Origin of the sequence: Synechococcus sp. KORDI-52 (assembly GCF_000737595.1) — a bacterium.
Classification (GTDB): Bacteria; Cyanobacteriota; Cyanobacteriia; order PCC-6307; family Cyanobiaceae; genus Parasynechococcus.
The window spans coordinates 442,363-468,121 of the sequence record NZ_CP006271.1 but is presented as its reverse complement, the minus strand read 5'-3'; the positions used below and the strand labels follow the sequence as shown (position 1 = coordinate 468,121).

Genomic DNA, 25,759 nt, shown 5'->3' with positions numbered 1-25,759 from the left:
GGTGCTCCGCGATTCGTGGTTTCCTCCCCTGCGTACGACATAGCTGCAGCCCTGAAGCAGGAAGGGCTCAAGCCCAGTGACTGGGATGAGATCTGCCGTCGACTCGGTCGCGAGCCGAACCGAGCTGAGCTGGGCATGTTCGGTGTGATGTGGTCCGAACACTGCTGTTATCGCAATTCCCGGCCCTTGCTGAGTGGCTTCCCCACAGAGGGACCACGCATCCTGGTGGGACCGGGCGAAAACGCTGGCGTGGTGGATCTCGGAGGGGGCCACCGGTTGGCCTTCAAAATCGAAAGCCACAACCACCCCTCCGCTGTCGAACCCTTTCAGGGGGCAGCAACAGGGGTGGGCGGGATCCTGCGTGACATCTTCACGATGGGGGCCCGTCCGATCGCGCTGCTGAACGCTCTGCGCTTCGGTCCTCTTGAGGATCCCGCCAATGTCGGTCTGATCGAAGGCGTTGTGGCTGGCATCGCCCATTACGGCAACTGCGTTGGGGTGCCGACGGTGGGTGGCGAGGTTGCCTTTGACCCCTCCTATTCCGGCAATCCGCTGGTGAATGCCATGGCTCTCGGGTTGATGGAGACCGAGGAGATCGTCAAATCCGGTGCGATCGGCGTCGGCAATCCCGTGGTGTATGTCGGCAGCACCACCGGCCGGGATGGCATGGGGGGAGCCAGCTTTGCCAGTGCTGAACTCAGTGCTGATTCCCTGGATGATCGCCCCGCCGTTCAGGTGGGGGATCCGTTTCTAGAGAAAGGGCTGATTGAAGCCTGTCTTGAGGCCTTCGCTAGTGGTGATGTGGTGGCTGCTCAGGACATGGGCGCAGCCGGTCTGACCTGCAGCTGTTCGGAGATGGCCGCGAAAGGGGGCCTGGGGGTGGAACTGGATCTGGATCGTGTTCCGGCCCGTGAAACCGGGATGACGGCTTACGAGTTCCTGCTGTCGGAATCCCAGGAACGGATGTTGTTCGTGGTGAAGGCCGGCCGGGAGGACGCCTTGATGCAGCGGTTCCGTCGTTGGGGCTTGCAGGCAGCGGTTGTGGGCAAGGTGCTCCAGGAACCGATTGTGCGGGTGTTGCATCACGGTGCCGTCGCCGCTGAGGTGCCGGCCACAGCTCTTGCCGATGACACCCCAATCGAAAAACATGCCCTGTTGCAGGAGCCCCCGGCAGACCTTCAGGCGCTCTGGCGCTGGACCGAGCAGGAGCTCCCGGAGCTGACAGATGCCGCGGCAGCCCTCCTGCAGCTTCTGGACGATCCCACCATCGCCAGCAAGCACTGGGTTCACCGTCAGTACGACCAGCAGGTGCTGGCCAACACGGTGGTCTCATCCGGTGCCGCTGATGCCGCTGTGGTGCGTCTGAGACCACAGCAGGGCGATGGATCCATGGCTGCATCCAATCGTGGTGTTGCCGCCACGGTGGACTGCCCCAACCGTTGGGTTGCCCTGGATCCCGAACGCGGCGCCCAGGCCGCTGTCGCGGAAGCGGCACGCAACCTGAGTTGTGTTGGGGCGGAGCCCCTGGCGGTGACCGACAACCTCAATTTCCCCTCACCGGAAACACCCAAGGGGTTCTGGCAGCTGGCCATGGCCTGCCGCGGGATCTCCGAAGCCTGCCGCGCCCTCAACACCCCCGTCACTGGGGGCAATGTCTCGCTCTACAACGAGACCAAACAGGACGACGGCACGATGCAACCGATCCATCCCACGCCGGTGATCGGCATGGTTGGTGGGGTGGATGACATCAGCCGTGTGACTGGCTTGGCCTGGCAACAGCCCGGCGATGCCATCTTCCTCATCGGTGTTCCGCCGGAGGACGGCGCGGATCCCAGCCTTGGTTTGGCGGGCAGTGCCTATCAGCAGCAGACCCTTGGATCACTGGCCGGACGACCGCCCAAGCCCGATCTTGCCGTTGAAGCAGCGGTGGGGCGTCTGGTGCGTGAGGCCATTGTTCAGGGGCTGTTGGCCTCCGCCCACGACTGCAGTGATGGCGGCCTGGCGGTGGCATTGGCTGAATCTTGCATCGCCTCTGATCTGGGCATCGACGTGACGCTGTCCACAGGCTTAGCTCGCCTGGAGCGCGTTCTGTTCGCCGAAGGCGGAAGCCGGGTGATTGTGTCGGTGAACGCAGCCAGTCTCCCTGCATGGGAGCAGTTGATTGGATCCAATCCAGCGCTCTCTGTCACCCAGCTTGGACGCGTCACCGCGGAGGCTCGATTGGTGATCCGATCTGAATCGGTTGTTCAGCTTGATCTCGAGGTGCAACGCTGTGCCGCTGTATTCCGTGATGCGTTGCCCCGACGGATCCATTCGGAGTGATTGCGTCAGGCGTGACCTGACGGTCGTTTCTCTTCCTCATCTCTCTGTCTACGGATTCATCATGTGCGGCATTATCGGAATGTTCTGTGTTGACTCAGTCAACCAACAGATCTACGACAATCTGCTTCTGCTTCAGCACCGTGGTCAGGATTCGGCAGGGATTGTCACGATGGACAATCACACCTTCCATGTACACAAGCAAAGGGGGCGAGTGCGTGAAGCCTTTCGCACCCGAGACATGCGAAAGCTGTTGGGCAATGCCGGGATCGGTCACGTTCGCTATGCCACCCGTGGTGCTGCTGCGTCGGAAGAGGAAGTTCAGCCCTTCTATGTGAATGCCCCCTATGGCATCACTTTTGTTCACAACGGCAATCTCACCAACACCCATCAGCTTGAGCAGGACCTCTTCAAGATTGATCGTCGTCACACCAATTCGACCAGTGATACGGAGATGCTGGTCAATGTGTTGGCCACGGAGATTCAAGCTCAACTCACAGGACGCGATCTGACGCCGGATCAGTTGTTTGATGCGGTGGCGTCACTGCATCACCGCGTTCAGGGCTCCTATGGAGCGATCGCTTTGATTGCCGGCCACGGAATGCTGGCCTTCCGGGATCCCTATGGAATTCGCCCCCTGATTCTCGGCAGGCGGCTGTCTGAACAGGGGCGTGAGGAGTGGATTGTCGCCAGTGAATCGTTGGTGATTGAAAACAGCGGCTACGACATCGTTCGCGATGTTGATCCTGGCGAGGCGGTGTTCATTGACGTCGATTTGAACCTGCACCAGCGTCAGTGTGCCGAGTCTCCTCGGCTGATTCCATGTGCATTTGAGTACGTGTATCTGGCGCGACCGGATTCCGTCATGAACGGCATTTCGGTGTATGAGTCGCGGCTGCGGATGGGTGATCGTTTGGCTCAAACCATTGCCGAAACGTTGCCGGCTGGCGATATCGATGTTGTGATGCCGATTCCTGATTCAGCCAGACCTTCGGCGATGCAGGTGGCCAAGCAATTGGGTCTTGAGTATCGAGAAGGGTTTTACAAGAACCGCTATGTCGGCCGTACTTTCATCATGCCGGGTCAAGCTGAAAGGAAGAAATCAGTGCGTCAGAAACTCAACGCTCTCGGCACTGAATTTGCCGGTAAGAATGTCTTGATTGTCGACGATTCGATTGTTCGTGGTACGACGTCTCGCGAGATTGTTCAGATGGCACGCAGCGCCGGTGCCAACAAAGTGACGTTCACGTCGGCTGCTCCACCGGTTCGCTATCCCAATGTTTATGGGATCAACATGCCGACTCGGGCGGAACTCCTTGCCCACGGCCGAACCAGTGATGAGATTTCAGATGTTCTCGGGGCTGACTATGTCGTCTACCAGACCGTTGAGAACCTGTTGGAAAGCATTGTCGAGAACACTGAGATCAAGGACCTTGAGATGTCTTGTTTCGATGGCCACTATGTGACCGGTGGAATTGACGAGGATTATTTCCAATGGCTTGAGCAGAACTGCAGCTCCTGATCGGAGCTCAGGGGTTCGGTTGAATGGCGTTGATCACTTCAACGATGCTTTCTCCGTTCTGAAGAGACGTCTGCTCGATCAGTTTGTCTCCGGGTTTGGAGATGTTGATGTCTTCCGGATCCAAGCGTCCATGACGGTCTTTGCTGGTGCGCACACCGACAAGACTTGGTCCAGCGCTGATGCCCACGAGGCGATCGGATTCCGCATCAACCTGCACGGCCATGCTGCCGAGATCACCCCGCTGGTTGTAGCGCAGGCCTGAACAGTCGATACGCCCAATCAATCCCTGTTGGCTGAACAGCATCAGTGGTGTCTGTTCTGTGCAGATGGCTCCGAGGATCTGTTCTCCGGGGAGCAATCGCATGGTCATGGGTCCCTGTGCCAATCGACCCATCAACGGCAGTGAATCCTCGGTGACCCGCAGGCGCAGCAGGCGACCAATGTCGCTGACCAGCACCAGAGTTCCTTGGTCGCGGCAGATCACCGCACAGTTGAGCTCCACGCCCTCTTTCAATTTAAGAACGCTGGTGGCACGACCGGAGAGGTCCACCACGTCGCTGAGGGGAAGCCGCTTGAAGCGACCATCGCTGCTGAGCAAGCCAAGACTCAGGTCGTCGATGTTTTGGTCGGGCAGTGACAGCAGCGACACGATGGGGTCACCGTCGAGGCCGGTGGGCAGGAAACGGTCTATCGGGCCGGGTTGCTGTCCGGCAAATTCCCAGCGCACTTGGGCGATGCGTCCCCCCGCACTCACCGCCAGCAGTCGAGGTGGTGGTTCGATCGGCAGGATCACCTGTGCCGGCGACGGTGCGTCACCAATAGGGCAAGGATCATTGAGGTGCAGCCTGCCCAGCACCTGGGGGGTCACGATCTTCACTTGTCCATCGGCCTGGATCAGCACCCGACCATCTCCGGGCAATGCAGCCAGAGCCTGCTGACGCAACAGTTCCGTGTTCGGGCGTTGGCTGGCTGCCCGTTCGGCCATCAGGGCATCACCGCCCTCCACCAGGCGGGTTCGCCGCGGTGTGCTGAAGCGTTTTTTCAACGCCTTGAGCTCCGTCACCATCGCGTCCAGCAGCTGATCCCGGTTGTCCAGGAGCAACTTGAGCCGTTGCCGTTCTGCCCGCAGGTCATCCAGCTCCTGGCGCAGGCTTTCCTGCTCGAGTCCGGTCAGACGCCGGAGGGGCATGGCCAATACCGCATCGGCCTGTCGTTCGCTGAGGTCGAGGTGCACCATCAGGCTGGCGCGCGCGGAGGCGGCGTCGTTGGCCTCCTGAATCATGGCGATCACGGCCTGCAGATTGTTCAGTGCCGTGATCAGACCTTCCACTACCTCAAGCCGGTCTTCGGTCTTGCGTAGGGCATGACTGGTGCGCCGGATCAGGGTCAGTTCCCTGAAATCGAGGAAGGTCTGAAGCAGTTGGCGCAGCGACAGCTGCTGGGGTTGTCCATCCACCAGGGCAAGCAGGATGGCTCCGAAGTTGCTTTGCAGCGCCGTTCGACGTTGAAGATCCTTCAGCACCTTGTCCGGATCCGCATCGCGGCGCAGCTCGACCACAACACGCATGCCTTCGCGGTCGCTTTCGTCCCGGATGTCGGCGATGCCGCCGATTTTTCCGTCGTTCACGGATTCAGCCAGTTTTTCAATCCAGCCGGCCTTGCTGAGTTGGTAGGGCAGCTCTGTGATGACCACGGCATTGCGCTTGTGGCGCCCCTTTCCCGGTTGCACCTCTTCGGTGTGGGCGACCCCGCGCATCGGGATGCTGCCGCGGCCGTGCAGGTAGGTGTCCCGGAGTCCTGAGCTGATCAGCACTTCACCACCTGTGGGGAAGTCGGGCCCCGGGATCAGGTCCAGCAGTTTGTCGTCGCTGATTTCCGGCTTCCGGATCAGAGCGACTAAGCCATCCACTACCTCGCCCAGATTGTGAGGAGGAATGCTGGTGGCCATGCCAACGGCGATGCCGGAGCAGCCGTTCAGCAGCAGGAAGGGAAGCTGGGCTGGAAGAACGGTGGGTTCCTGTTGGGACCCATCGAAGTTCGGCGCAAAATTAACCGTGTCTTCGCCGATTTCCTCAAGCATCGCCTGGTGGGAGATCGGTGCCAGGCGGGTTTCGGTGTACCGCATGGCCGCTGGTGGGTCGTCGTCCACCGAGCCGAAATTGCCGTGGCCGTCGAGCAGGGGGTGACGGCTGGAAAAGGTCTGAACAAGCCGCACCAAGGCGTCGTAGACGGCTTGATCACCGTGGGGGTGGTATTTACCGAGAACGTCACCAACGACTCTTGCGCATTTCCTGTAGGGACGGTCTGGGGTGAGCCCCAGCTCCTGCATGGCGTAGAGAATGCGCCGTTGGACGGGCTTGAGACCATCGCGGGCATCGGGCAACGCCCGACCCACGATCACGCTCATCGCGTATTCGAGGTAGGAGCGCTGCATCTCCTGATGCAGGGCGATCGGTTGAACGCGCTCCTCAGCCATTCGGTCTGTCGCTTTCTGACCGTAGGTCGCTCAGCCTACAGATGATCACTGGCTTTTCTTCCACGTTGCGTTGGCTTGGGCGCGTTCCACGCTGTTCGTGAGTTCCGGCTCGCTCAGCAATTGTGCCGTTGCCTTACGGATGCGAACACCCCAAAGCTGTTCCGCTTGGTGCAACGGCAAGACGTAGTTGGGGTTTTTGGCCAATGCCGTGGATGCCAGCTGGATCGCTTCGGTCTGTTCACCCCGTTGATGCAGGGCTGCGGCCAGGGCCAGCATCGGTTCGGCGTTGGCCTCCAGCTTCAACACCCGGCGCCAGCGTCGCACCGCTTCTTGACGCTGGCCCATTTCGTACAGCACCAAAGCTTGGTTGTTCAGGGCTTCCCAGAACTCCGGTTTCAGAGCGGTGGCTTTTTCGAACGACTCCAAGGCCAGCGGGAGTTCGTTCTGCATGATCCTGGCGTTGCCGAGGTCGAAATAGGCCGCAGCGTTGTTCGGATCCAATTGGAGTCCGCGGGCAATCAGCGGTACGGCGTCCTCGGGGCGTTCCCCTCGCAGGGCGATGGCAGCTTCGGCAAACCAGAGGCCGGCTTTTTCCGGATTCAGCTTCTTGGCGCGGGCCAGAGATCGGCTCGCATTGTCGAGGTCGTTGTTGCGGAGTTGTGCCTCCGCCAGGATCGACCAGAACCTTTCGTCATTTGGATTGAGTCGAACCGCCAGAGCTGCGAGGCGTTCTGCATCCTTGGACTGTCCCAACTGCAGCAACTGCGCAGCCGTCCGTCCGATGCCGATGGATGAGCCTTTCAGTTCCTCCTCGGTGGGAAGGTAGACGTACGGGATCAGTGCGTTCGCAGCCGGGGCTCCAACCCAACCCCCAACGACCAGGAGTGCAGCCGCCAGCGTTCGACGGAAGCGGATTCGACGCAGCACTGGAGCGATCGTGGAGTCGCTAAAGCGTAGGTGTGGGATCCGGTTGTGCCGCAGCGGCGTTGCGTCGCCACATCCACGGTTTGACTCGTCTGAGGGCCGATCCACGCAGTTTCTGGTCCCAGACGCTGTCATCCCAGCGCTGAATGTCCTCATGCTGCAGATTCAGCAGCCAAGGGCGTGGCTGCATTTCCGGATCGCTGCTCTGAGGCAAGGTCCGATGGTTCCAGGGACAAACGTCCTGGCAGATGTCACACCCCGCCACCCAGGGCCCAAGGGCGGTGCGGATGTGTTCCGGTAGGTCTTTGGCTCTGTTTTCGATGGTGTGAAAAGCAAGACACTGCCGTGCATCCACTACAAAAGGCTCCTGGATCGCATCCGTGGGGCAGGCATCGATGCAGGCTGTGCAGCGTCCGCAGAGGCTTCGTGCTGGCGGGTCGGCGTCCAAGGGTTCCGTGGTTAGTAGGTGGCCGATCACCATCCACGAGCCCCGTTCGGCGTGAATCAGATTGCTGTTCTTGCCGATCCAGCCCAGCCCTGCCTCTTCAGCCCATGCCTTGTCGAGCAGCGGTGTGGCATCAACACAGGCGCGCCAGCCACAGTCGGGTCGATGTTTCGACAGCCAGCGACCGATCCGTCGGAGCCGTTGGTCCACAACCCGGTGGTAGTCCCGTCCCCAGCCGTAGCGGGCGACCTTGAGGGAGCCAGGGGAGGGTTGGTCGTCAACGTAATAGTTGAGGCCAACGGCGAGAAGGCTCTTGGCCCCGTCCAAAAGAAGCCTGGGATCTTGACGTCGGGGTGCTGCCATCCAGGCCATGTCGGCCTGATGTCCATGGTCCAACCAGCGCTGCAGGGCTTCGGTGCGCAGCTTCAGCCGTGGGCTCCCGGGGATTCTGGCAATGCCAACGGGATTGAAGCCTTCCTCAGCGGCGCGCCGCTTCAGAGCCTGACTCAGTTGCGTCTGTTGGTCGGTGACGTGCCCTTGCATTGACCCTAATCTTGGGCGCTGTTCAGCATCTTCTTCGTGACTGGCACCGAGACAGGACGACTCGCACCTCTGCTGCGGTGGCTCGGTTTGACCCTTGTTGTGGTTCTGGTGCTGCAGATGGTGGCGGTTCTTGTCGGCGTTGACTGGACTGCTGATGCATCCCGCCCGCAGGTCACCGGCCCTCTGGTGGCTCTGGCGCCTCTGGGTTTTGCCGGCTTGCTGATATGCCTGATTGGGTCACGGTTGGATCACCCTCAGCAGCAGCGCAGTCCTCTGCGTCTGCTGATCGCTGTTCTTTCATCCGTGTTGGCCCTTGGCATGGTGGTTGCCGTGCCCATGTCCATGGATGGGGGTGCGGGTGATGCTGCCCGTCTGCGCAATCTTGAACAGGGCCGAGAAGCTCTGAAGGATGCTCGAGCCTTCCGCGCTGATGAAGCGCAGGTGAGCTCCCTCGGCGAGCAGCTGGCCCAGGCCGGTCAACTGGCTGCGGATGCCACGGATGAAGACAAGCTGCGCGCTGCCGAAAGGATGGTGGACGATCAGATCGCTCAGATGGAGGCCCAGCTCAAGACCGTTGAGGCCGGTCAGGCCCGTGAATCCCAGCAGCGGTTCATCGGAGGAACCATCACTGCCGTGGTGCTTGCTGTTGCTTTTGTCCTGCTTGCTTTCACGGCAGTGCTCTGACCGCTGGTTAGGTTGGTCAAACCTCAACCAAAGCTGGGCGCAGTAGCTCCTTGGTCCAGTCCAATCCCAAACCTGATCTTCCTTTGTCCGCAAGGCTTCGGCAGGATCTGAAGAATGACCTGATTGCTGGGTTGCTGGTGGTCATCCCACTGGCTACCACAATTTGGTTGTCAACGATTGTCAGTCGCTTTGTTCTGGCGTTTCTGACGTCGATCCCGAAGCAGTTCAATCCCTTCATCACCCTGAATCCGCTTCTTCAGGACCTGATCAATCTTGCCCTCGGTCTCACGGTGCCTCTGATGGGCATCCTCCTGATCGGGCTGATGGCCAGAAACATTGTGGGCCGCTGGCTGTTGGAATTCGGGGAAGGAACCCTGAGCAGGATCCCTCTGGCTGGATCGGTTTACAAGACACTCAAACAGCTGCTTGAGACCTTCTTCCGCGATAACTCCACCCGGTTCCGTCGCGTTGTTCTTGTTGAGTACCCCCGGGAAGGATTGTTCAGCGTCGGTTTTGTGACCGGTGAGGTCGGTCCGTCCCTTCAGTCCGATCTGAAGGAGCCCTTGTTGAGTGTGTTCATTCCCACTGCTCCGAATCCAACCACCGGTTGGTACACCCTTGTTCCTGCGCGCTCCGTCCGGGAGCTTGAGATCAGTGTTGAAGAAGCCTTCCGAACCATTATTTCGGCTGGCATCGTCAACCCCGATGATCGGGAAGCACCCGTGAATCGAAGTTTTTCAAGCCTCATGGCCCAGTTGCGGGCTTCTGCATCTCCTTCGAGCTGAGTCATGGCGACACGATCCCTTTCACGCGAGCTGGCTCTGCTGGTGCTCGGTCAGGTGCCGGAACAGAAGTCAGTCCCAGTGACTGATCTGGCTCTTGATTCCATCCTTGATCAGGCCCTCGACACCCTCACCCAACACTGGCGTGAATCACTTGATGCCAGTGCTGCAGAGCTTGAGCAGGCGCAGCAGTCCTTGTTGGACAGTGAATTGCAGCAGGGCGATACAGCAACCCACGACACCGTTCGCACCCACCTGCGTTCGTCCTTGACGTCCGCTGAACAGGTGCTGAACGGATTGTCCGCAAGCCTTGAGCTGCCTCGTCTGTTGTTGCTCGGGGATCAAGAACAGATCCGCCGTGGTGCCATGGAGAGGGTTCAGAAGGTGATCACCCAGCGCGAGGGGATCGACACGCGGCTGGATCAGGTGATGGAGGGTTGGAGACTGACTCGACTTCCGCGCATCGACCGCGACATCCTCCGATTGGCTGTGGTGGACCTTGAAAGCCTGCGAACACCAGCGCCTGTGGCGTTCAACGAGGCGGTTGAACTGGCTCATCGTTATAGCGATGAGCAGGGACGCAGGATGATCAACGGCGTGTTACGTCGCTTCCACACCGCTCAATCCAAGACATCGGCCTGATGGTGTTCAACTGGTTTCAACGACAGGCCGAGGAGTCTCCGAAACCGGAGCCGACTCTCTCCCCTGCGCCCCCACCGGAACCGACGCCGGAACCGACGGCTGGTGGGACTGATGTTCCCGTTTCACCATCGCCGGAGCCGACTCCAGCTTCTGCAGCCAGTGAGGAAGAGGATGAAGCTCTGGTTTGGGCTCGTGAGGCCTATGCCCGGCTGAAGGCTCAACAACAGGCCGCGGCCTCTGTTGCCGAAGCGCCCCCCGCGCCCACCCCTGCTCCCAGTCCGGAACCATCTCCGGCAGCCATACCAGCACCGGCAGCCACACCGACGCCGTCCCCGCTACCGACGCAGCCACCGACGCCGTCCCCGGAACCAGCCACAGGGCTCTCCTTGCTGGAGCAGGCCGCAGCACAGCGCCAGCAGCGTCAGCAGGATCTCGATGACAGGGCTCGTGAGGCTCCCCCTGCACCCACGCCGGCTCCCACCCCTGCGCCAGCCGTCGATTCGGACGAGCCGCAGCTCGGTGACTTTGATCAGGATTTCACCTGGTCCGCCGAGGTTCTTGCGGCACAGGGGCGTCGTGCCGATCAGATTTCCCTCGAAGAAATCGATTGGTTGGGCCGGCTTCGTCGCGGCCTTGAAAAGACCCGTCAGGGCTTCGTCACCGGTCTTCTCGAGAACCTTGGGGATGACCCGCTGACGCCCGAGGTTCTTGATGAACTCGAAACTTTGTTGCTGAGGGCTGACGCTGGCGTCCAGGCCACTGATCAGGTGCTAGATGCCTTGCGGCAGAGGATGAACCAGGAGGTGGTTGACCCTGCGGAAGGGATTCGCTTCCTCAAGGAACAATTGCGTGGCCTGCTGGATGCCCCGATCCAGGCCAGTGGTGTTCCTCTCCTGGCGCCGGAGCGGGATCGGCTCAACATCTGGTTGATGGTGGGGGTGAATGGAGTTGGTAAGACCACCACCCTTGGCAAACTTGCCAACTTGGCTGTGCGCAGTGGCTACTCGGCGCTGATTGCGGCAGCAGATACCTTCCGGGCTGCAGCTGTTCAGCAGGTTGAGGTCTGGGGAGAGCGCAGTGATGTTCCAGTGGTGTCCAATCCCAGCAGCAATGCCGATCCCGCTGCCGTTGTTTTCGACGCCATTGGTGCCGCGCGCTCGCGCAAGTCTGATCTGCTGCTGGTGGACACCGCTGGACGGTTGCAGACCAAGCACAACCTGATGGAAGAACTCCAGAAAGTCAGGAAGATCATCGATCGCTTGGCGCCGGAGGCGAAGGTCGAATCGCTGCTGGTTCTGGATGCAAGCCAGGGTCAGAACGGGCTTCGCCAGGCCATGGCCTTTGCCCAGGCGGCCGGCCTTACCGGTGTCGTGATCACCAAACTCGACGGCACAGCCCGTGGTGGCGTCGCCCTGGCGGTGTCATCCGAGGCCGGATTGCCGATTCGTTTCATCGGTGCTGGTGAAGGCATCCGTGATCTGCGCCCCTTCAACAGTTTTGAATTCGTTGAGGCTCTGCTGGCTGGACGCTGAAGCGTTGCTAACTTTCGAATCCTGGCGGTGCGATGTTGAGCAGCAAGCCGCCCGGACGTCACCCCAGCCCTCAGCCGCGGATTGGGGCTCCCTCGCCACAGGCGATGGCCTCACTGCGTCAGCTGTTTGACAGCCTCAGCAGCGAACAGCGTCGCAACCAGGATTTGCTGGTCTCCCTGGGGTTTGCCCTCCGCAGCTTCACGAACCTCCAGCGCTTTCTCGAGCTTGTGCCTGTCGTGGCCGCGCGTCTGGTGGCGGTTGAGGGCGCTTTGCTGGTTCCGTTTCAGGTGGATGGTCGCCTCTGGCGTGACCAGCTGCAGGGGAGTCCGGTTGATCCGTCCCAGGAGGTGCTGCGGCGTTTAGCCGCCTTTGAACCCGGCTCTGCTGCAGGTTTTGGTAGCGACGACCAGCAGCTGTTGGCGCTTGATCGTCTGGTTCAACGCTGCCTTCCCAAAGTGGCTCTGTTGTCCACGTCTGTGACGGCCCGCGGTCGGTCGCGGGGTCGTCTTTATGTCTATGCCCGCAACGGTTCGGTCGCCTGGACTGAGGTGCATCGTCGGCATGTCCAGTTGGTGGCGGATCTGGCTGGTGTCGCGATCGAAAACGATCAGATGCTGCAGGATGCACGCCGTCATGAGCGGGTCGACCGTCAACTCAGCATCGGCGCGGAAATTCAGGCCCAGTTGTTGCCGGATCGCTGCCCGGTGATCGAAGGCGTCGAGCTGGCCGCGCGGTGCCGGCCCGCCTTTCAGGTGGGCGGTGACTACTACGACTTCATTCCCACCCGTCCGGAACTGATTGGCCGACGCCGTGAGCGTGGTCGCTGGGCGTTGGTGATGGGGGATGTCATGGGCAAAGGCGTTCCCGCCGGTCTGCTGATGACGATGCTGAGAGGGATGCTGCGCGCGGAGGTTCTCAGCGGGCTGCCACCTGACCGAATTCTTCATGACCTCAACCAGCTGGCTCAGGAGGACCTCGCGCAGTCCCACCGGTTTGTGACGCTGTTTTATTCCGATCTGGATCCACGCACGCTGCGGCTGCGCTATGCCAACGCGGCCCATAACCCGCCCCTACTTTGGCGTGCCGAACGTCGGGTGGTTATGCGGCTCGATGCCGCCGGGCTTCTGATCGGTCTCCAACCTGAGGCTGAGTTTGCCCTTGGCGAGGTTCGTCTTGAACCCGGAGATGTGTTGCTCTATTACACGGATGGCGTGACCGAGGCACCCGGGATCACCGGCGACCGTTTCGATGAGGCACGGCTGATTCGTGCCCTTGAAACGGTATGTCGCAGTGGTCAGGGGGCGCAGGGAATTCTTGAAAGCCTGTTTGAACGTTTGGATCGGTTTGTGGGTCCGGATCGTCAGCTGGAGGACGATGCGTCCCTTGTGGTGCTGAAAGTTCCAGAAGCGGTCACGTTGCCGAGTGTGCAGGGACGGTCAACCGCCTGACAAGCTGAGGAAATCGACGGATGAATTGATGGCTGCTGGGGTGACCGGTGGTGCTGCAGGCACCTGGAGCGATCGTTTTGAGCAGGGTCTGCATCCCTTCATCGAGGAGTTCAACGCTTCCATCGGTTTTGACTTGACCCTTCTTCAGGAGGATCTCGATGGGTCGATCGCCCATGCCCGGATGCTCGCCAGCGTGGGAGTGATCACGGAGGCGGAGGCTGAGCAGTTGGTGGAGGGCCTGGAGACGATTCGTGCTGAGGCGGCATCCGGCAGTTTCGAGCCAGGTTTGGCCGATGAGGATGTTCATTTCGCCGTGGAACGCCGGCTGATTGCCTTGCTCGGTCCCGTCGGCAAGAAGCTCCACACCGGACGTAGCCGTAATGATCAGGTTGGGACTGACCTACGCCTCTGGCTGCGGCGGCGGCTTGATGGCCTGGATCACGATCTGCAGCGGTTGCAGGGGGCGCTGCTGACCCAGGCCGATCGCCATCGCCGCACCATGATTCCTGGGTACACCCACCTGCAGCGGGCCCAACCGCTCTGTCTCGCCCATCACCTCCTCGCCTATGTCGAGATGCTGGAGCGCGACCGGGAGCGTCTTCAGGATGTGCGGAAACGCGTGAACATCTCCCCGCTCGGCGCTGCTGCCCTGGCGGGCACACCTGTACCGATTGATCGCCAGCACACCGCGAAGGAGCTGGGTTTCTCAGCGGTTTACGCCAACAGCCTCGATGCGGTCAGCGATCGTGATTTCTGCGTTGAGTTCTCCGCTGCCGCGTCCCTGGTGATGGTGCACCTCAGCCGTCTTGCAGAAGAGGTGATCGCCTGGGCGTCCGAGGAATTTGGGTTTGTGCGTCTCAGCGACCGCTGTGCCACGGGCAGCAGCCTGATGCCTCAGAAGAAGAATCCCGATGTGCCCGAGCTTGTTCGGGGAAAGACCGGGCGGGTCTTTGGACATCTTCAAGGCTTGCTGACCATGATCAAGGGTCTTCCGCTGGCTTACAACAAGGATTTTCAGGAAGACAAGGAGGCGCTGTTTGATGCCTTCCGTACAACGCGTGATTGTGTTGAGGCGATGGCGATTTTGTTTGAGGAAGGCCTTGATTTCAGAGTGGAGCGCCTCAATGAAGCGGTGGAGCAGGACTTCTCCAATGCAACGGATGTGGCCGACTATCTGGTGTCTCGTGGCGTTCCATTTCGTGAGGCTTATCAATTGGTGGGGGCCGTCGTCCGTCGCTCCCTTGAGCAGGGTTGTCTGTTGCGGGACCTTGATCTGAGTGCCTGGAAGGAACTCCATCCGGCCTTTGAGGCGGATCTGCATGATGCCCTGGCTCCCCGCGCCGTTGTGGCTGCCCGTCGCAGTGAAGGGGGGACAGGATTTGAGCGTGTTGATGAACAGCTTCAGCGCTGGTTACAGCGTTTCAACGGAACCCAACCCATGGGATGACTCTCACCCATAAACGGGTCTACGCTTGATCAGCCAGAGGTATGTCACTTCGTTCCGGAGTCATGGCCCGATGGCAATGTTCAAGGCCTCATCGGTCCACTGTTTCGTACCCGGTCCACGCAAAACGTGAGCATTTTTGTCGGCAACCTCCCCTTCCGCGCTGAGCAGGAAGATGTGATCGAACTGTTTGCCCAGTTCGGTGAAGTGACCAATTGCGCGCTGCCCCTCGAGCGGGACACAGGCCGCAAGCGAGGTTTTGCCTTCATTGAGATGGCCGATGAGTCCATCGAAGAGGCAGCGATTGAGGGGCTGCAGGGTGCAGAACTGATGGGCCGTCCTCTGCGGATCAATAAAGCGGAGCCCCGTGGTAGTGCCCCCCGCCGTGGCGGCGGCGGTTATGGCGGTGGCGGCGGTGGTGGCTACGGCGGTGGCGGTGGTTATCGCGGTGGCGGCTACGGCGGCGGTGGTGATCGTCCCTCCGGTGCACGGGGCTGGGAAGACCGCAGCTACGGCGCCCGCGATAATGCTGGTGAGGGAAACGCCTACGACGAAGGGCGCAGCCGTCGTCGCCGTGGATCGTCCAGTGGTGGTGGCGATGACTACTCCGGTTACGGCGGAGCTGAGGGCTGACCTCAGCCGTTGATCAGAGTCCTGCGTCCTTGAGCTGCTGCCCGGCTTGGACCAAGACTTTCAGGTCGGCCCCTGGGCGCTGGGCTTTCTCCCCCAGCTCCCGGCGCCAGTGACGCGCACCGCGAACGCCTTCCACGAGTTGCACCAGGTGACGGCAGAGCTCCCACAGCCGTCCCCCTCGCTCCAGATGAGCGGCCGCATGGGGAAGCAGCCCGTCCACCACGTCTGAAGCCAGAATCTGGCGTGATTCCTCCCCGAAAATCAAGGCATCGACGCTGGTCCAGCGCAAGGGATGGTTGTAGGCCGCCCGCCCCACCATGGCGCCATCGCACCCCTCCAGCGCCTGAAGGCAGTCTTCAGGGGATTCCAGCCCTCCGTTGAGTTCAATCACCAGATCGGGCCGGCGCTGTTTGAGGGCCACCACGCGCTCGTGCTGCAGCGGAGGAATTGTCCTGTTCTGCTTGGGATCCAGGCCCTCCAGCCAGGCCTTACGGGCATGAACCGAGAAGCGGCTGGCCCCCGCCAGTGCTAACCGATCCACGAAGTTCGTCAGCAGCGCATCGCTGTCGAGATCGTCAATGCCGATTCGATGCTTCACGGTCACGGGGAGTCCCCCTGCGTCCGCCATGGCTTCCACGCAGCGGGCGACCAGATCTGGCTCTGCCATAAGGCAGGCTCCGAAATTGCCGGCTTGAACCTTCTGGCTCGGGCACCCCACATTGAGGTTGATCTCGTCGTAGCCCCAGTCCTGCGCCAGTCGTGCCGCCTCGGCCAGCAGGGCTGGATCGTCCCCCCCCACCTGCAGGGCGATGGGATGTTCTACAGGATCGAAATCCAGGAGTTTGCTGCGTCGCTTGCTGTGATGCAGCGCCTGGGCTACCACCATTTCGCTGTAGAGCAGGGCCCTGCGGCTGATCTGCCGCATTAGCACTCGGAAATGGCGGTCGGTGCAATCCAGCATCGGAGCCACACTGAAGCGGTAGGCAGCGGTGGATCCTGCAGCGGTCATCAATCCATTAGAACCGGCCGTGATACCTGCGTCAGCATCAATGAGCCTGAGTGCCGCTGTTCTGTCCCGACGATCGCTGCTTTTGGCGGCCATGGCAGGGGTTTTTGGAAGTCTTTGGAGACCTCAGGCTGTGGTGGCGGCGTCGAAAGCTGGTGATCCCTCATGGGATCTCAATGCCGACCAGTGGCGTGAGCGGTTGTCTTCCCAGGCCTATGACGTGTTGCGTAATGAGGGGACCGAACGCCCGTTCACCAGTCCGCTCAATGCTGAGAAGCGTTCAGGTACGTACCACTGCGCAGGCTGTGATGCGCCGTTGTTTTCGTCGGAGGCCAAGTTCGACAGCGGCACCGGCTGGCCCAGCTTCTGGCAGCCCCTGGATGGGGCCATCGCCACGAAAGTAGATTTCAAACTGATCCTGCCGCGTACGGAATACCACTGCAGTCGTTGTGGTGGGCACCAGGGCCACGTGTTCAATGACGGACCGCGACCCACCGGCAAGCGCTACTGCAACAACGGTGTCGCCCTCCGCTTCCAGCCCGCTTGATTTGATCGTTGTTGGCGGTGGTCCTGCTGGGTATATGGCGGCGATCACCGCAGCCGAGCAGGGGGTTCGGCAGGTGCTGCTGCTGGAAGGGACCCCCGAGCCTCTCCAGAAGGTGCGCATCAGCGGTGGCGGTCGCTGCAATGTGACCCATGCCTGCTGGGACCCTCGTGAACTGGCCACCCATTACCCCCGCGGCAGTCGACCCTTGCGGGGGCCCTTCAGTCGCTTCGCCTGCGGCGATGCGATCGCCTGGTTTGACGAGCATGGGCTCACGCTGGTGGAGGAACCCGATGGACGGATGTTTCCGCAGCAGAACCGTTCTGAGGCTGTGATTCAGTGCCTGCAGAAGGCGGCAAAGGCATCGGGTGTCCAGCTGCGCACTAAGGCCATGGTCCAGCAGGTGCGAGTTCACCCCGAGGGGGGGTTTGTGCTCGAGGGCCGCGGTCTGGGGCCTTTGCATGGGCGCTGCGTGATGCTGGCCACGGGGGGACATCCCAGTGGCAGGAAACTGGCGCAATCCCTGGGTCATCGGGTGGTGCCGCCTGTGCCGTCGCTGTTCAGCCTCACGCTGCAGGCTCCGGCCCTGACGGACTGCAGTGGCATCGCCGTCGATGATGTGGGCTTGGATCTGAAGCTGGGCAACCAGCGTTTTCGCCAGACCGGGCGGGTGCTGATCACCCACCGCGGTCTGAGTGGTCCGGCCACGCTGCGCCTCTCGGCCTTTGCGGCCAGGGCCTTGCATCAGAGCCGTTACCAGGGTGAGCTGAAAGTGGATTGGAGTGCAGGCCAGGGCCGTCAAGGGATGGAGCAGCGGCTGCATCAATGGCGGCGGGAGCAGGCGCGGCGAACCCTTTCAGCGGCCAACCCCTGCGAGCATTTGCCACGGCGGTTGTGGCAAGCCTTCTTGACCATGGCCGGAGTTGAGGCTGAGCGCCGTTGGGCGGACCTGCCGGCGAAGGCGGAGCGTCAATTGGTGGAGCTGCTCTGCGGGCAGAGTTTGTCGATCCAGGGACGGGGGCCGTTCGGGGAGGAGTTCGTCACCGCTGGTGGTGTCGCTTTGGGGGAGGTCAACCTGGCCACAATGGAGAGCCGCCAATGTCCCGGTCTTTACCTGGCCGGTGAACTGTTGGATGTGGATGGGGTGACCGGCGGTTTCAACTTCCAGGCTTGCTGGAGCGGCGGTTGGTCAGCAGGTCGTGCCGTCGCAGCAATCTTCAAGAGATCTCACTAAACACGCTGAACATCGGCAGGTACATCGCCACCAGAATTGACCCCACAATGCCGCCAACGAGCACAATCATGATTGGCTCGAGTAGCGATGTCAGGGCTTTTGTTGTGGTGCTTACCTCGTCTTCGTAGAAGTCAGCGACTTTGCCGAGCATTTTGTCCATTTCCCCTGATTCTTCGCCAATCGCTAGCATCTCTAGGGCCATGTCTGGTAGAACTTTTTGGCGAATGAGAGCATCACTTAGGAGTACACCTTCTTGAACCATCTCTCTGGATGCATCAATGGCATCGGAGATGATTGAATTGCCTGCAGTTTCGCTCGAGATCTCCATGGAAAGAAGGATGGGTACCCCAGCTCTGGTTAAGGAACTGAAGATCCGGCAGTATTGAGCTGTTGCTGCTAACAAAATTAAATCGCCGAAGAGTGGCATTTTTAAGATCAGCAGATCAACTGCTCGTCTGCCTTTGTGAGTCGCGTAAAAGCGTTTTAGCATCCATAACGATAATATAATTATTGCTATCGCGTATAGCGAAAAGCTGCTTCGCAAAAGTGAACTTAAATCAATGAGAATTTGTGTAAAAACTGGTAGCTCAGCCCCCAAATCTTCGAAGATTTCAGCAAAAACAGGGATCAAAAAAATGGTCATCCCAAAAAAAACAAGGATGGCAATGACAAGCACAATTACTGGGTAGGCAAGTGCTCCTTTGATTTGATTTTTAAGTTTGGCATTGTCCTCGAGCAGTTTGGCTAACCGTCCAAGGGTCTCATCCAGAACGCCACCGGCTTCTCCGGCTTCCACCATGGCAACGCTTAGATTGTCAAAAACTTTTGGCCACTGACGCAGGGCTGTCCCCAACGCAATACCCTCATTGACGTCGAGGCTCACTTTGTTGAGTGCGCGTTTGAACATAGGCAGTTTTTGCTGCCTCGCCATCAGATCCAGGCTGCGCACGATCGGGACGCCTGCATTGATCAGAGCCGCCAGTTTGTTGGCAAAAACCGCCTTTTCTTTGACGCCCGGTGCTCTCTCAAAAAGTTTGATCTCAATTGCACCGAAACCACGTTTTGCAGATCGATCCGTTGTGGCGTTCTTGGTGTTTCCAGGGGCGACTGGACGAAGGTTTTCAGCCCGAATGCCCCGCCTGCGTAGCAGTTTTCTGGCTTCCGTAAGGTTGGCTGCCTTGATGGTTACCGTTCGCACCTGTCCTGCGGGACTGGGATAGGTCGCTAGGAAATCAGCCATGGTTGTTTTTAACTCTTAGCGCCGGCCTTGGCTTAAGAAACTGTCAGAAGCCTTTGCAATTCTTCCGGTTTGCTGGCCTTGGCGACGGCCTCGGCATCGGACACATCTCCGCTCAACACCAAGTTGGCCAAGGCTCTCTCCAGTGTCTGCATGCCCTGCTCTGCGCCCGTCTGAATGCATGAATACAGTTGTGCTGTTTTTCCTTCCCGAATCAGATTGGCGGTGGCAGGCGTGTTGATCATGATTTCCTGCGCCATCACACGACCGAACTGGTCCTCCCTTGGGTTCTGACGTTTGCAGAGGGTTTGGGAGAAGACAGCTGTCAAACTGCCGGAGAGCTGCACCCGGATCTGCGACTGTTGGTCCGGTGGAAAGGCATCAACCATTCGATCTACAGTCTGGGCGGCTGAGCTGGTGTGCAAGGTTCCGAAGACGAGGTGTCCCGTCTCGGCAGCGCTGACGGCCAATTGAATCGTTTCCAGATCCCGCATTTCCCCCACGAGAATGACATCTGGATCCTCCCGTAAAGCAGCTCGCAATGCATTGGCGAAACTGCGGGTGTCGTCGTTGACCTGGCGTTGGTGAATCAGATTTTTCTCGTTTCTGTATGTAAATTCGATTGGGTCTTCAATGGTTAGAATGTGTTCATTGCGGGTGTGATTGATGTGATTAATCAGTGCTGCTAATGTTGTTGTCTTGCCTGAGCCTGTCGGTCCTGTGATCAGAACCAGTCCACGCGGTTTGTTGCTGATCTTAATGGCAACTTCTGGTAGATTAAGTTGTTGAATCGTCGGTATATTGTTGCCCAGGGCGCGCAAGCATGCTGCATAAGTTCCTCTCTGGCGATACACATTGATGCGGAAACGTGCTACTCCTTTGAGTCCATAGGCGCAGTCCAGCTCCCAGGTCTGTTCAAGAGTTTTTCGTTGGCTGTTGTTCAACAAAGAGAAGATTAATTTGTTGCACGTCTCCGGATCGAGCTTCTTCTCAAGCATCGGTTTCAGTTCCCCGCTGAAGCGGCCGTAGGGTGCGTGTCCGGTTGCCAGATGCAGATCGCTTCCGCCACCCTTCACCAGTTGTTCCATCAGGTCTTCGATCATCAGGTCCATGACCGGCTCCTCAGTGTCGTGGCGTCAGGCAGTAAGGACACTCAAGCCAGGTCTCATGGAGACCGGCTCCGCACCCTTTACAGGTCATTGTGCTAAGGGAACGCGCTCTGCGCTCGGACTCCAGTCCGGAATCTGTTAAGACCATGCGCCCCACTTCTTCGAGGGTCGTTTCGCCTTGACGCACGAGTTCCAGGCTGTATCCCAGGAGCGTCATCATTCCCGATTGCAGTGCGAGCTGTCGGATTTCATCGGTGCTGGCTCGCTTGGAAATGGCTGCAGATATCTCATCGGTGATCCGCAGCACCTCGTAGATGCCGACACGACCTTTGTAACCACTTCCTTGGCAATGGGTGCACACTGATTCGTCTTGGCGCGCGCGATGCGCTCGGTAGAACGTGATATCCGCCTCCCGACTTGCCATCAGACCGAAGCGGCCCAGTTCCCGTTCATCCGGCTTGTAGGGCTCGCGGCAGTGGGAGCAGACCCTGCGTACCAGCCGTTGGGAAATGATTCCGATGAGAGATGCCGCCACCATGAACGGCTCCACGCCCATTTCGTCGAGGCGGGCAATGGTGCTGGGCGCATCATTGGCGTGCAGGGTGCTGAGCACCAGATGACCTGTGAGGGCTGCCTCGATGGCCGTTTTCGCGGTTTCCAGGTCACGGGTTTCTCCCACCAGAAGAACGTCAGGGTCCTGGCGCATGAAGGCCCTTAGTGCTGTTGGAAAGTCGAAGCCCTTGTCCCGATTGACCTGGCATTGGGTGATGCCGGGAAGGGTGTATTCAATCGGGTCTTCCACTGTGGAGATATTGACGCCGGGGTCGTTGCGTTCGGCAAGCAAGGAGTAAAGGGTGGTGGATTTGCCTGAGCCCGTCGGCCCGGTGACCAAAATCATTCCGAAGGGTTTCGAACCCAGATCCCTGACGAGCGACAAGGCTTCGGCTTCGCTGACCAATTTGTCCAGGCCCAATTGGGTCGCGCCACTGTCAAGCAGTCGCAAACAGACTTTCTCACCAAAGCGACTGGGGAGCGTGTTGACGCGGAAGTCAATCACCCTGTCGCGGAACCTGCGTCGAATACGGCCGTCTTGGGCTTGACGACGCTCAGCGATGTCTAAGTCCGCAAGAATCTTGAATCGAGATGTCACTGCCGGAACAAGACGACTCGGCAGTGGTTCGATGTACTGCTGGAGTACGCCGTCCTGACGAAATCGCAGACGCAGCCCTTTTTGTTGAGGTTCCACGTGGATATCGCTTGCATTGACGGACATCGCTTGCAGCAGAATTCGGTCCACCAGCATCACCACCGGAGATGCTTCTGCATCCTTGAGACTGGTCTCCAGGTCAATGGCGTCCTGAGTCAGTTGAGCATCTTCAACAGTTTCTCCAAGTGCTTCAAAAGGACTGAAATCCTGTAGGAAGGATTCGGAGAATGGCTGAAATGTGGTTTCAGGTTCGTCAACGTCTTCTAAAGGAGAGCTGATGGAATCGCTTGATGATTGCGTGGTTTGATCTGTTTTGGGCTCGTCAGCTTTTGTGGCTTCGGTGTGCAAAACCTGCTGGAGATCCGCTTCGATTGCTGGATGAAGTCGGATCGTGCGTTGTTGTTCCGGCAGTTGATCAATCAGGCGTTGCCATTCCTGATTGCGCCACTGACTGGGGACGGCGATGTCGAGGTGATCAGCACCAATCGAGATCGGCATGGCCTGGAGCATCCGCCATTGATCTGGACGCACGTCCTGAAGGGCGTCTTGCAGCAGGTGTCGACTGTTAAGCAGCTGTTCCGGCCCCGGCACAGGCTGTTGCAGCAGCAGTTCAAGGGCAAAACGTTGCCGCGCCGTGTCGTCGGCATCAGGCGTTGGCAGCGTCAGGGTCATGGGTTGAGATCGAGGTGCGGGCTTCCGCAGCTTGTGGGAGGTGAGCGTTGACCTTCAACATGTATAGGCAGCAAACACTGAGCGGTCAGCATGAGCGGCGACGCCTCCATTCCAGAGCAGGATCAGACCGTCGTGTCCGGTGATGCCCCTGCTACTCCGGAGGCAGCTCCGGATACTCCAGAACCCACTTGCGACCAGGAAGCCGGAGTCTTGGATCCCGCGGCGCGGATGCAGCAGCTTGAACAGGAGCTCAACACGCTGAAGCAGGAGCATGAGACGCTCAACAGCCAGTACGTCCGAATTGCTGCGGATTTCGATAATTTCCGTAAGCGCCAGAGCCGCGATCAGGACGACATGCGTCAGCAGTTGGTCTGTTCGACCCTCACCGAGATCCTTCCGGTCGTTGACAATTTCGAGCGAGCCCGTCAGCAGCTCAATCCCGAAGGTGAAGAAGCTCAGGCGTTGCATCGCAGTTATCAGGGTCTCTACAAGCAACTGGTGGATGTGTTGAAGCAGCAGGGGGTGGCACGGATGGAGGTGGTTGGTCAGGACTTCGACCCGAACCTTCATGAGGCGGTGCTGAGGGAGGAAAGCGTTGAGTTTGCTGAGGATGTGGTGTGTGAGGAGCTCCAGCGTGGCTACCACCGCGACGGGCGTGTGCTGCGTCACGCGATGGTGAAGGTGTCGATGGGGCCCGGCCCTTCCGACCCAACGTCAGCTGCAGCCACACCGGATCAGATGGAGGAGGAGGCCTGATGGCCGACTTTTACGACCTGCTGGGTGTCAGTCGGGATGTGGATCCCGACAGTCTCAAGCGGGCTTATCGGCGTATGGCGCGTCAGTACCACCCCGATATCAATAAAGATCCCGGCGCTGAAGATCGTTTCAAGGAAATTGGTCGCGCTTACGAGGTGCTGAGTGATCCCCAGACCCGCGCCCGTTACGACCAGTTCGGTGAAGCCGGCCTCGGAGGCGCGGCCGGTGCCCCGGATATGGGGGACATGGGCGGATTTGCGGATCTGTTCGAGACCTTTTTTCAGGGCTTTGGTGGACCCGGAGGTGGTGGTCGGCCGCGGCGTCAGGGACCCCAGCAGGGGGATGATCTTCGTTACGACCTGACGATTGATTTCGATCAGGCGGTGTTCGGCCAGGAGCAGGAGATCAAGATCCCGCATCTGGAGACCTGTGACACTTGCGGTGGCAGTGGTGCCAAGGCGGGCAGTGGTCCTACCACCTGCGGTACCTGCGGCGGTGCTGGTCAGGTGCGCCGTGCCACGCGGACTCCCTTCGGCAGCTTTACCCAGGTTGCCGAATGTCCCACCTGCGGTGGGAGTGGCCAGGTGATTGCCGATCCCTGCGCCTCCTGTGGGGGCCAGGGCGTCAAGCAGGTGCGCAAGAAGTTGCGGATCAACATTCCCGCCGGGGTGGACACTGGAACCCGTCTGCGGGTCTCGGGTGAAGGCAATGCGGGACCCCGTGGAGGCCCGTCCGGTGACCTTTATGTTTTTCTCACCGTTCGCAATCACCCACGCCTGAAGCGGGATGGCCTCAACATCCTCTCCGAGGTGAAGGTCAGTTACCTCCAGGCGATTCTTGGCGACACCATCGAAGTGGAAACCGTGGATGGAACCAAGGAGTTGAACATCCCCTCCGGCACCCAGCCCGCTACGTTGCTTACGTTGCCGAACCAGGGCATCCCCAAACTTGGGAATCCGGTGGCGCGAGGTGATCAGCGTGTAACGGTCACCGTTGACCTACCGAAGCGGCTCAGTGATACCGAGCGGGATCTCCTTGAACAGCTGGCGGGTCATCATTCCGCTCGCGGCAAGCAGCACCACCATCACAACAGCGGTCTGTTCGCTCGTTTGTTCGGTCAGAAGGGATGATGAGGCGTTCCCTGGACCTGCGGGGAACGCCCTGTCCTGTGAACTTCATTCGCTGCAAGCTGACCCTTGAGCAAATGAGCTCCGGTGACTGCCTGATGGTGTGCCTCGATCGGGGTGAGCCGGAGGCCATGGTTCTTCCAGGCTTGAGGGATGCAGGCCATCGTGTGGAGTGCATTGATCAAACGACGGATGCCATCACCATCGAGGTGATCCGCGGTGCCTGATACCGGCAGTCCGGTGGCATCCGGGATGGTGGTGGCGCTTCAGGCCAACTATCTGGAGGTTGAGCTGGATGCCGCACCTGTCGGATGTCCAGGCCGACTGCTCTGCACTCGACGCACCCGATTGAGCCATCGGGGAGCAGCGGTCTACGTGGGTGACCGGGTCGTGGTTGAGGCGATCGATCCAGGTCAGGCACGCGCTGTTGTGGTTGATGTGGAGCCGCGCGACAGATTTCTTTCACGGCCCCCGGTGGCCAATGCCTCCTTGGTGGCAGTGGTGTTGGCGGTCGAGCAGCCCAGGTTCGACCCTGATCAGGCGAGTCGCTTCCTGTTGACAGCGGAACGGACGGGGCTGGAGGTGATCCTTCTGCTCACCAAAACAGACCTCCTTTCACCTCCAGCTCTTGATCGGCTCATGACCCGGTTGAAGGGTTGGGGATATAACCCTCTGGCGCTTTCCAGCGTCGCTGGAACGGGCATGGATGCCCTACGGCAACGCTTGGCTGCTGCCCAATTGTCGGTGCTGTGCGGGCCTTCTGGTGTCGGTAAGAGCAGCCTGCTGAACCAGCTGTGCCCTGCTCTTCAACTGCGGACTGCAGCGGTGTCCGGACGGCTGCAGCGCGGTCGCCACACCACCCGGCATGTGGAGCTGTTTCCTCTGGGACCCAGCTCGAGGGTGGCTGACACCCCTGGGTTCAACCGTCCTGACCTGCCGGATGATCCCCAGGAACTGGGAATTCTGTTCCCGGAGCTCCGGCAGCAACTGGATCCCTGGCCCTGCCGGTTCAGGGACTGCCTGCATCGCGGCGAGCCCGGTTGCGGCGTGTCCAAGGACTGGGAGCGTTATCCGCTTTACAAGGCCGCGCTGGTGGAGCAGTGCAGCCTCAGCCGCCCATCCCGGGGAGGTTGAGGTTCAAGCCACCTGTGAGTTCTTCCATGCGGCCCTTCATCGTGGTGGTGGACTGCTCATAGGCCGCCTGCAGGGCTTCCAGGGTGGCCGTTTCGCTGGCCTGTTGTCCCTCCTGCAGCAGGGCTGGGTCCAGCCGCACCCGCAGGGGTTGCTGGTTGCCCGACAGCCAAACGCTGGCACGGCCATCGCTGCTCTGGCCTTCGATCTCCATCCCGTCCAGTTCGTCCTGCAGGGCCTGAGCGTTCTGCTGAATCTCCTGGGCCTTCTTGAAGGCTTCGGTGAGCTGGCCGAAATTGGGGAGTCCGAACCCTGCCATGGCGATCCTGTGGGAGCCGGAAG

The 25,759-nt window shown here is 59.9% G+C and carries 23 protein-coding genes; 15 read left to right on the top strand and 8 right to left on the bottom strand.

Annotated elements, in window-relative coordinates:
- Nucleotides 1-15 precede the first annotated feature (15 nt).
- Both purL and purF read left to right on the top strand, forming a co-directional pair.
- Complete coding sequence (gene purL, locus KR52_RS02380; protein ID WP_038551988.1) at nt 16-2,322, top strand: phosphoribosylformylglycinamidine synthase subunit PurL; 2,307 nt, start codon at nt 16-18, stop codon at nt 2,320-2,322.
- Between the two features lie 61 nt (nt 2,323-2,383).
- The gene (gene purF / locus KR52_RS02375; protein ID WP_038551985.1) at nt 2,384-3,841 is read left to right on the top strand and encodes an amidophosphoribosyltransferase; all 1,458 of its coding nucleotides are present in this window, start codon (nt 2,384-2,386) and stop codon (nt 3,839-3,841) included.
- A 7-nt stretch (nt 3,842-3,848) separates the two neighbouring features.
- Here the strand turns inward: purF and KR52_RS02370 are convergent, their stop codons facing one another.
- Genes KR52_RS02370 through queG form a run of 3 tightly spaced genes read right to left on the bottom strand, consistent with a single transcriptional unit; the run spans nt 3,849 to nt 8,229 of the window.
- Complete coding sequence (locus tag KR52_RS02370; RefSeq protein ID WP_038551982.1) at nt 3,849-6,317, bottom strand: DNA topoisomerase (ATP-hydrolyzing) subunit A; 2,469 nt, start codon at nt 6,315-6,317, stop codon at nt 3,849-3,851.
- A 45-nt stretch (nt 6,318-6,362) separates the two neighbouring features.
- Nucleotides 6,363-7,244 (bottom strand): tetratricopeptide repeat protein, encoded by an 882-nt coding sequence (locus KR52_RS02365; protein ID WP_038551978.1) that lies wholly within the window; start codon nt 7,242-7,244, stop codon nt 6,363-6,365.
- 19 nt (nt 7,245-7,263) lie between these two features.
- Entirely contained in the window at nt 7,264-8,229 is a 966-nt protein-coding gene (gene queG / locus KR52_RS02360) for a tRNA epoxyqueuosine(34) reductase QueG (RefSeq protein WP_038551975.1), read from the bottom strand.
- A gap of 36 nt (nt 8,230-8,265) precedes the next feature.
- Between queG and KR52_RS02355 the strand changes: the two genes are divergently transcribed.
- From KR52_RS02355 to KR52_RS02325, 7 genes are all read left to right on the top strand, one after another.
- Entirely contained in the window at nt 8,266-8,913 is a 648-nt protein-coding gene (locus KR52_RS02355) for an HpsJ family protein (protein WP_038551971.1), read from the top strand.
- 50 nt (nt 8,914-8,963) lie between these two features.
- Complete coding sequence (locus KR52_RS02350; protein ID WP_038551968.1) at nt 8,964-9,698, top strand: DUF502 domain-containing protein; 735 nt, start codon at nt 8,964-8,966, stop codon at nt 9,696-9,698.
- A gap of 3 nt (nt 9,699-9,701) precedes the next feature.
- Complete coding sequence (gene nusB / locus KR52_RS02345; RefSeq protein ID WP_038551965.1) at nt 9,702-10,337, top strand: transcription antitermination factor NusB; 636 nt, start codon at nt 9,702-9,704, stop codon at nt 10,335-10,337.
- A complete protein-coding gene (ftsY, locus tag KR52_RS02340; RefSeq protein ID WP_038551963.1) occupies nt 10,337-11,869 on the top strand; it encodes a signal recognition particle-docking protein FtsY in 1,533 nt (510 codons plus the stop codon). Before nusB ends, ftsY begins: the two co-directional genes overlap by 1 nt.
- A 35-nt stretch (nt 11,870-11,904) precedes the next feature.
- Complete coding sequence (locus KR52_RS02335; protein ID WP_038556742.1) at nt 11,905-13,317, top strand: PP2C family protein-serine/threonine phosphatase; 1,413 nt, start codon at nt 11,905-11,907, stop codon at nt 13,315-13,317.
- Nucleotides 13,318-13,345: 28 nt separating this feature from the next.
- Entirely contained in the window at nt 13,346-14,764 is a 1,419-nt protein-coding gene (gene argH / locus KR52_RS02330) for an argininosuccinate lyase (RefSeq protein ID WP_038551960.1), read from the top strand.
- A gap of 126 nt (nt 14,765-14,890) precedes the next feature.
- Nucleotides 14,891-15,394, top strand: coding sequence for an RNA-binding protein (locus tag KR52_RS02325; RefSeq protein ID WP_038551957.1), 504 nt, complete (start codon nt 14,891-14,893; stop codon nt 15,392-15,394).
- A gap of 13 nt (nt 15,395-15,407) precedes the next feature.
- Here the strand turns inward: KR52_RS02325 and dusA are convergent, their stop codons facing one another.
- Nucleotides 15,408-16,403: a tRNA dihydrouridine(20/20a) synthase DusA gene (gene dusA / locus KR52_RS02320; protein ID WP_038551954.1), complete on the bottom strand. Its 996-nt coding sequence runs from the start codon at nt 16,401-16,403 to the stop codon at nt 15,408-15,410.
- Nucleotides 16,404-16,443: 40 nt separating this feature from the next.
- Here dusA and msrB point away from each other — a divergent pair, with 40 nt between their 5' ends.
- On the top strand, nt 16,444-16,947 hold the full coding sequence (gene msrB, locus KR52_RS02315) for a peptide-methionine (R)-S-oxide reductase MsrB (RefSeq protein ID WP_038551950.1): 504 nt from the start codon (nt 16,444-16,446) through the stop codon (nt 16,945-16,947).
- Nucleotides 16,919-18,178: an NAD(P)/FAD-dependent oxidoreductase gene (locus KR52_RS02310; RefSeq protein ID WP_038551947.1), complete on the top strand. Its 1,260-nt coding sequence runs from the start codon at nt 16,919-16,921 to the stop codon at nt 18,176-18,178. Before msrB ends, KR52_RS02310 begins: the two co-directional genes overlap by 29 nt.
- Here KR52_RS02310 and KR52_RS02305 read toward each other — a convergent pair.
- Genes KR52_RS02305 through KR52_RS02295 form a run of 3 tightly spaced genes read right to left on the bottom strand, consistent with a single transcriptional unit; the run spans nt 18,162 to nt 22,403 of the window.
- On the bottom strand, nt 18,162-19,418 hold the full coding sequence (locus KR52_RS02305) for a type II secretion system F family protein (RefSeq protein ID WP_038551943.1): 1,257 nt from the start codon (nt 19,416-19,418) through the stop codon (nt 18,162-18,164). The two genes, KR52_RS02310 and KR52_RS02305, sit on opposite strands and share 17 nt — an antisense overlap.
- A 32-nt stretch (nt 19,419-19,450) precedes the next feature.
- A complete protein-coding gene (locus tag KR52_RS02300; RefSeq protein ID WP_038551940.1) occupies nt 19,451-20,527 on the bottom strand; it encodes a type IV pilus twitching motility protein PilT in 1,077 nt (358 codons plus the stop codon).
- A 10-nt stretch (nt 20,528-20,537) separates the two neighbouring features.
- Nucleotides 20,538-22,403 carry a GspE/PulE family protein gene (locus KR52_RS02295; RefSeq protein ID WP_038551937.1) on the bottom strand — a complete coding sequence of 622 codons (1,866 nt, stop codon included), beginning with the start codon at nt 22,401-22,403 and terminating at the stop codon, nt 20,538-20,540.
- A gap of 90 nt (nt 22,404-22,493) precedes the next feature.
- On the opposite strand from KR52_RS02295, the gene grpE reads away from it, so the two are divergent.
- The 4 genes from grpE to rsgA are packed head-to-tail and all read left to right on the top strand — an operon-like array spanning nt 22,494 to nt 25,420.
- The gene (gene grpE / locus KR52_RS02290) at nt 22,494-23,159 is read left to right on the top strand and encodes a nucleotide exchange factor GrpE (RefSeq protein ID WP_038551933.1); all 666 of its coding nucleotides are present in this window, start codon (nt 22,494-22,496) and stop codon (nt 23,157-23,159) included.
- The gene (dnaJ, locus tag KR52_RS02285) at nt 23,159-24,289 is read left to right on the top strand and encodes a molecular chaperone DnaJ (protein ID WP_038551930.1); all 1,131 of its coding nucleotides are present in this window, start codon (nt 23,159-23,161) and stop codon (nt 24,287-24,289) included. Before grpE ends, dnaJ begins: the two co-directional genes overlap by 1 nt.
- Nucleotides 24,286-24,513, top strand: coding sequence for a sulfurtransferase TusA family protein (locus tag KR52_RS02280; RefSeq protein ID WP_038551928.1), 228 nt, complete (start codon nt 24,286-24,288; stop codon nt 24,511-24,513). Before dnaJ ends, KR52_RS02280 begins: the two co-directional genes overlap by 4 nt.
- 25 nt (nt 24,514-24,538) lie before the next feature.
- Nucleotides 24,539-25,420: a ribosome small subunit-dependent GTPase A gene (gene rsgA / locus KR52_RS02275; RefSeq protein WP_038556740.1), complete on the top strand. Its 882-nt coding sequence runs from the start codon at nt 24,539-24,541 to the stop codon at nt 25,418-25,420.
- On the opposite strand, the gene KR52_RS02270 is transcribed toward rsgA, so the two are convergent.
- Nucleotides 25,395-25,736, bottom strand: a complete 342-nt coding sequence (locus tag KR52_RS02270) for a YbaB/EbfC family nucleoid-associated protein (RefSeq protein WP_038551924.1) — start codon at nt 25,734-25,736, stop codon at nt 25,395-25,397. The genes rsgA and KR52_RS02270 overlap by 26 nt on opposite strands.
- Between the last annotated feature and the right edge of the window lie 23 nt (nt 25,737-25,759).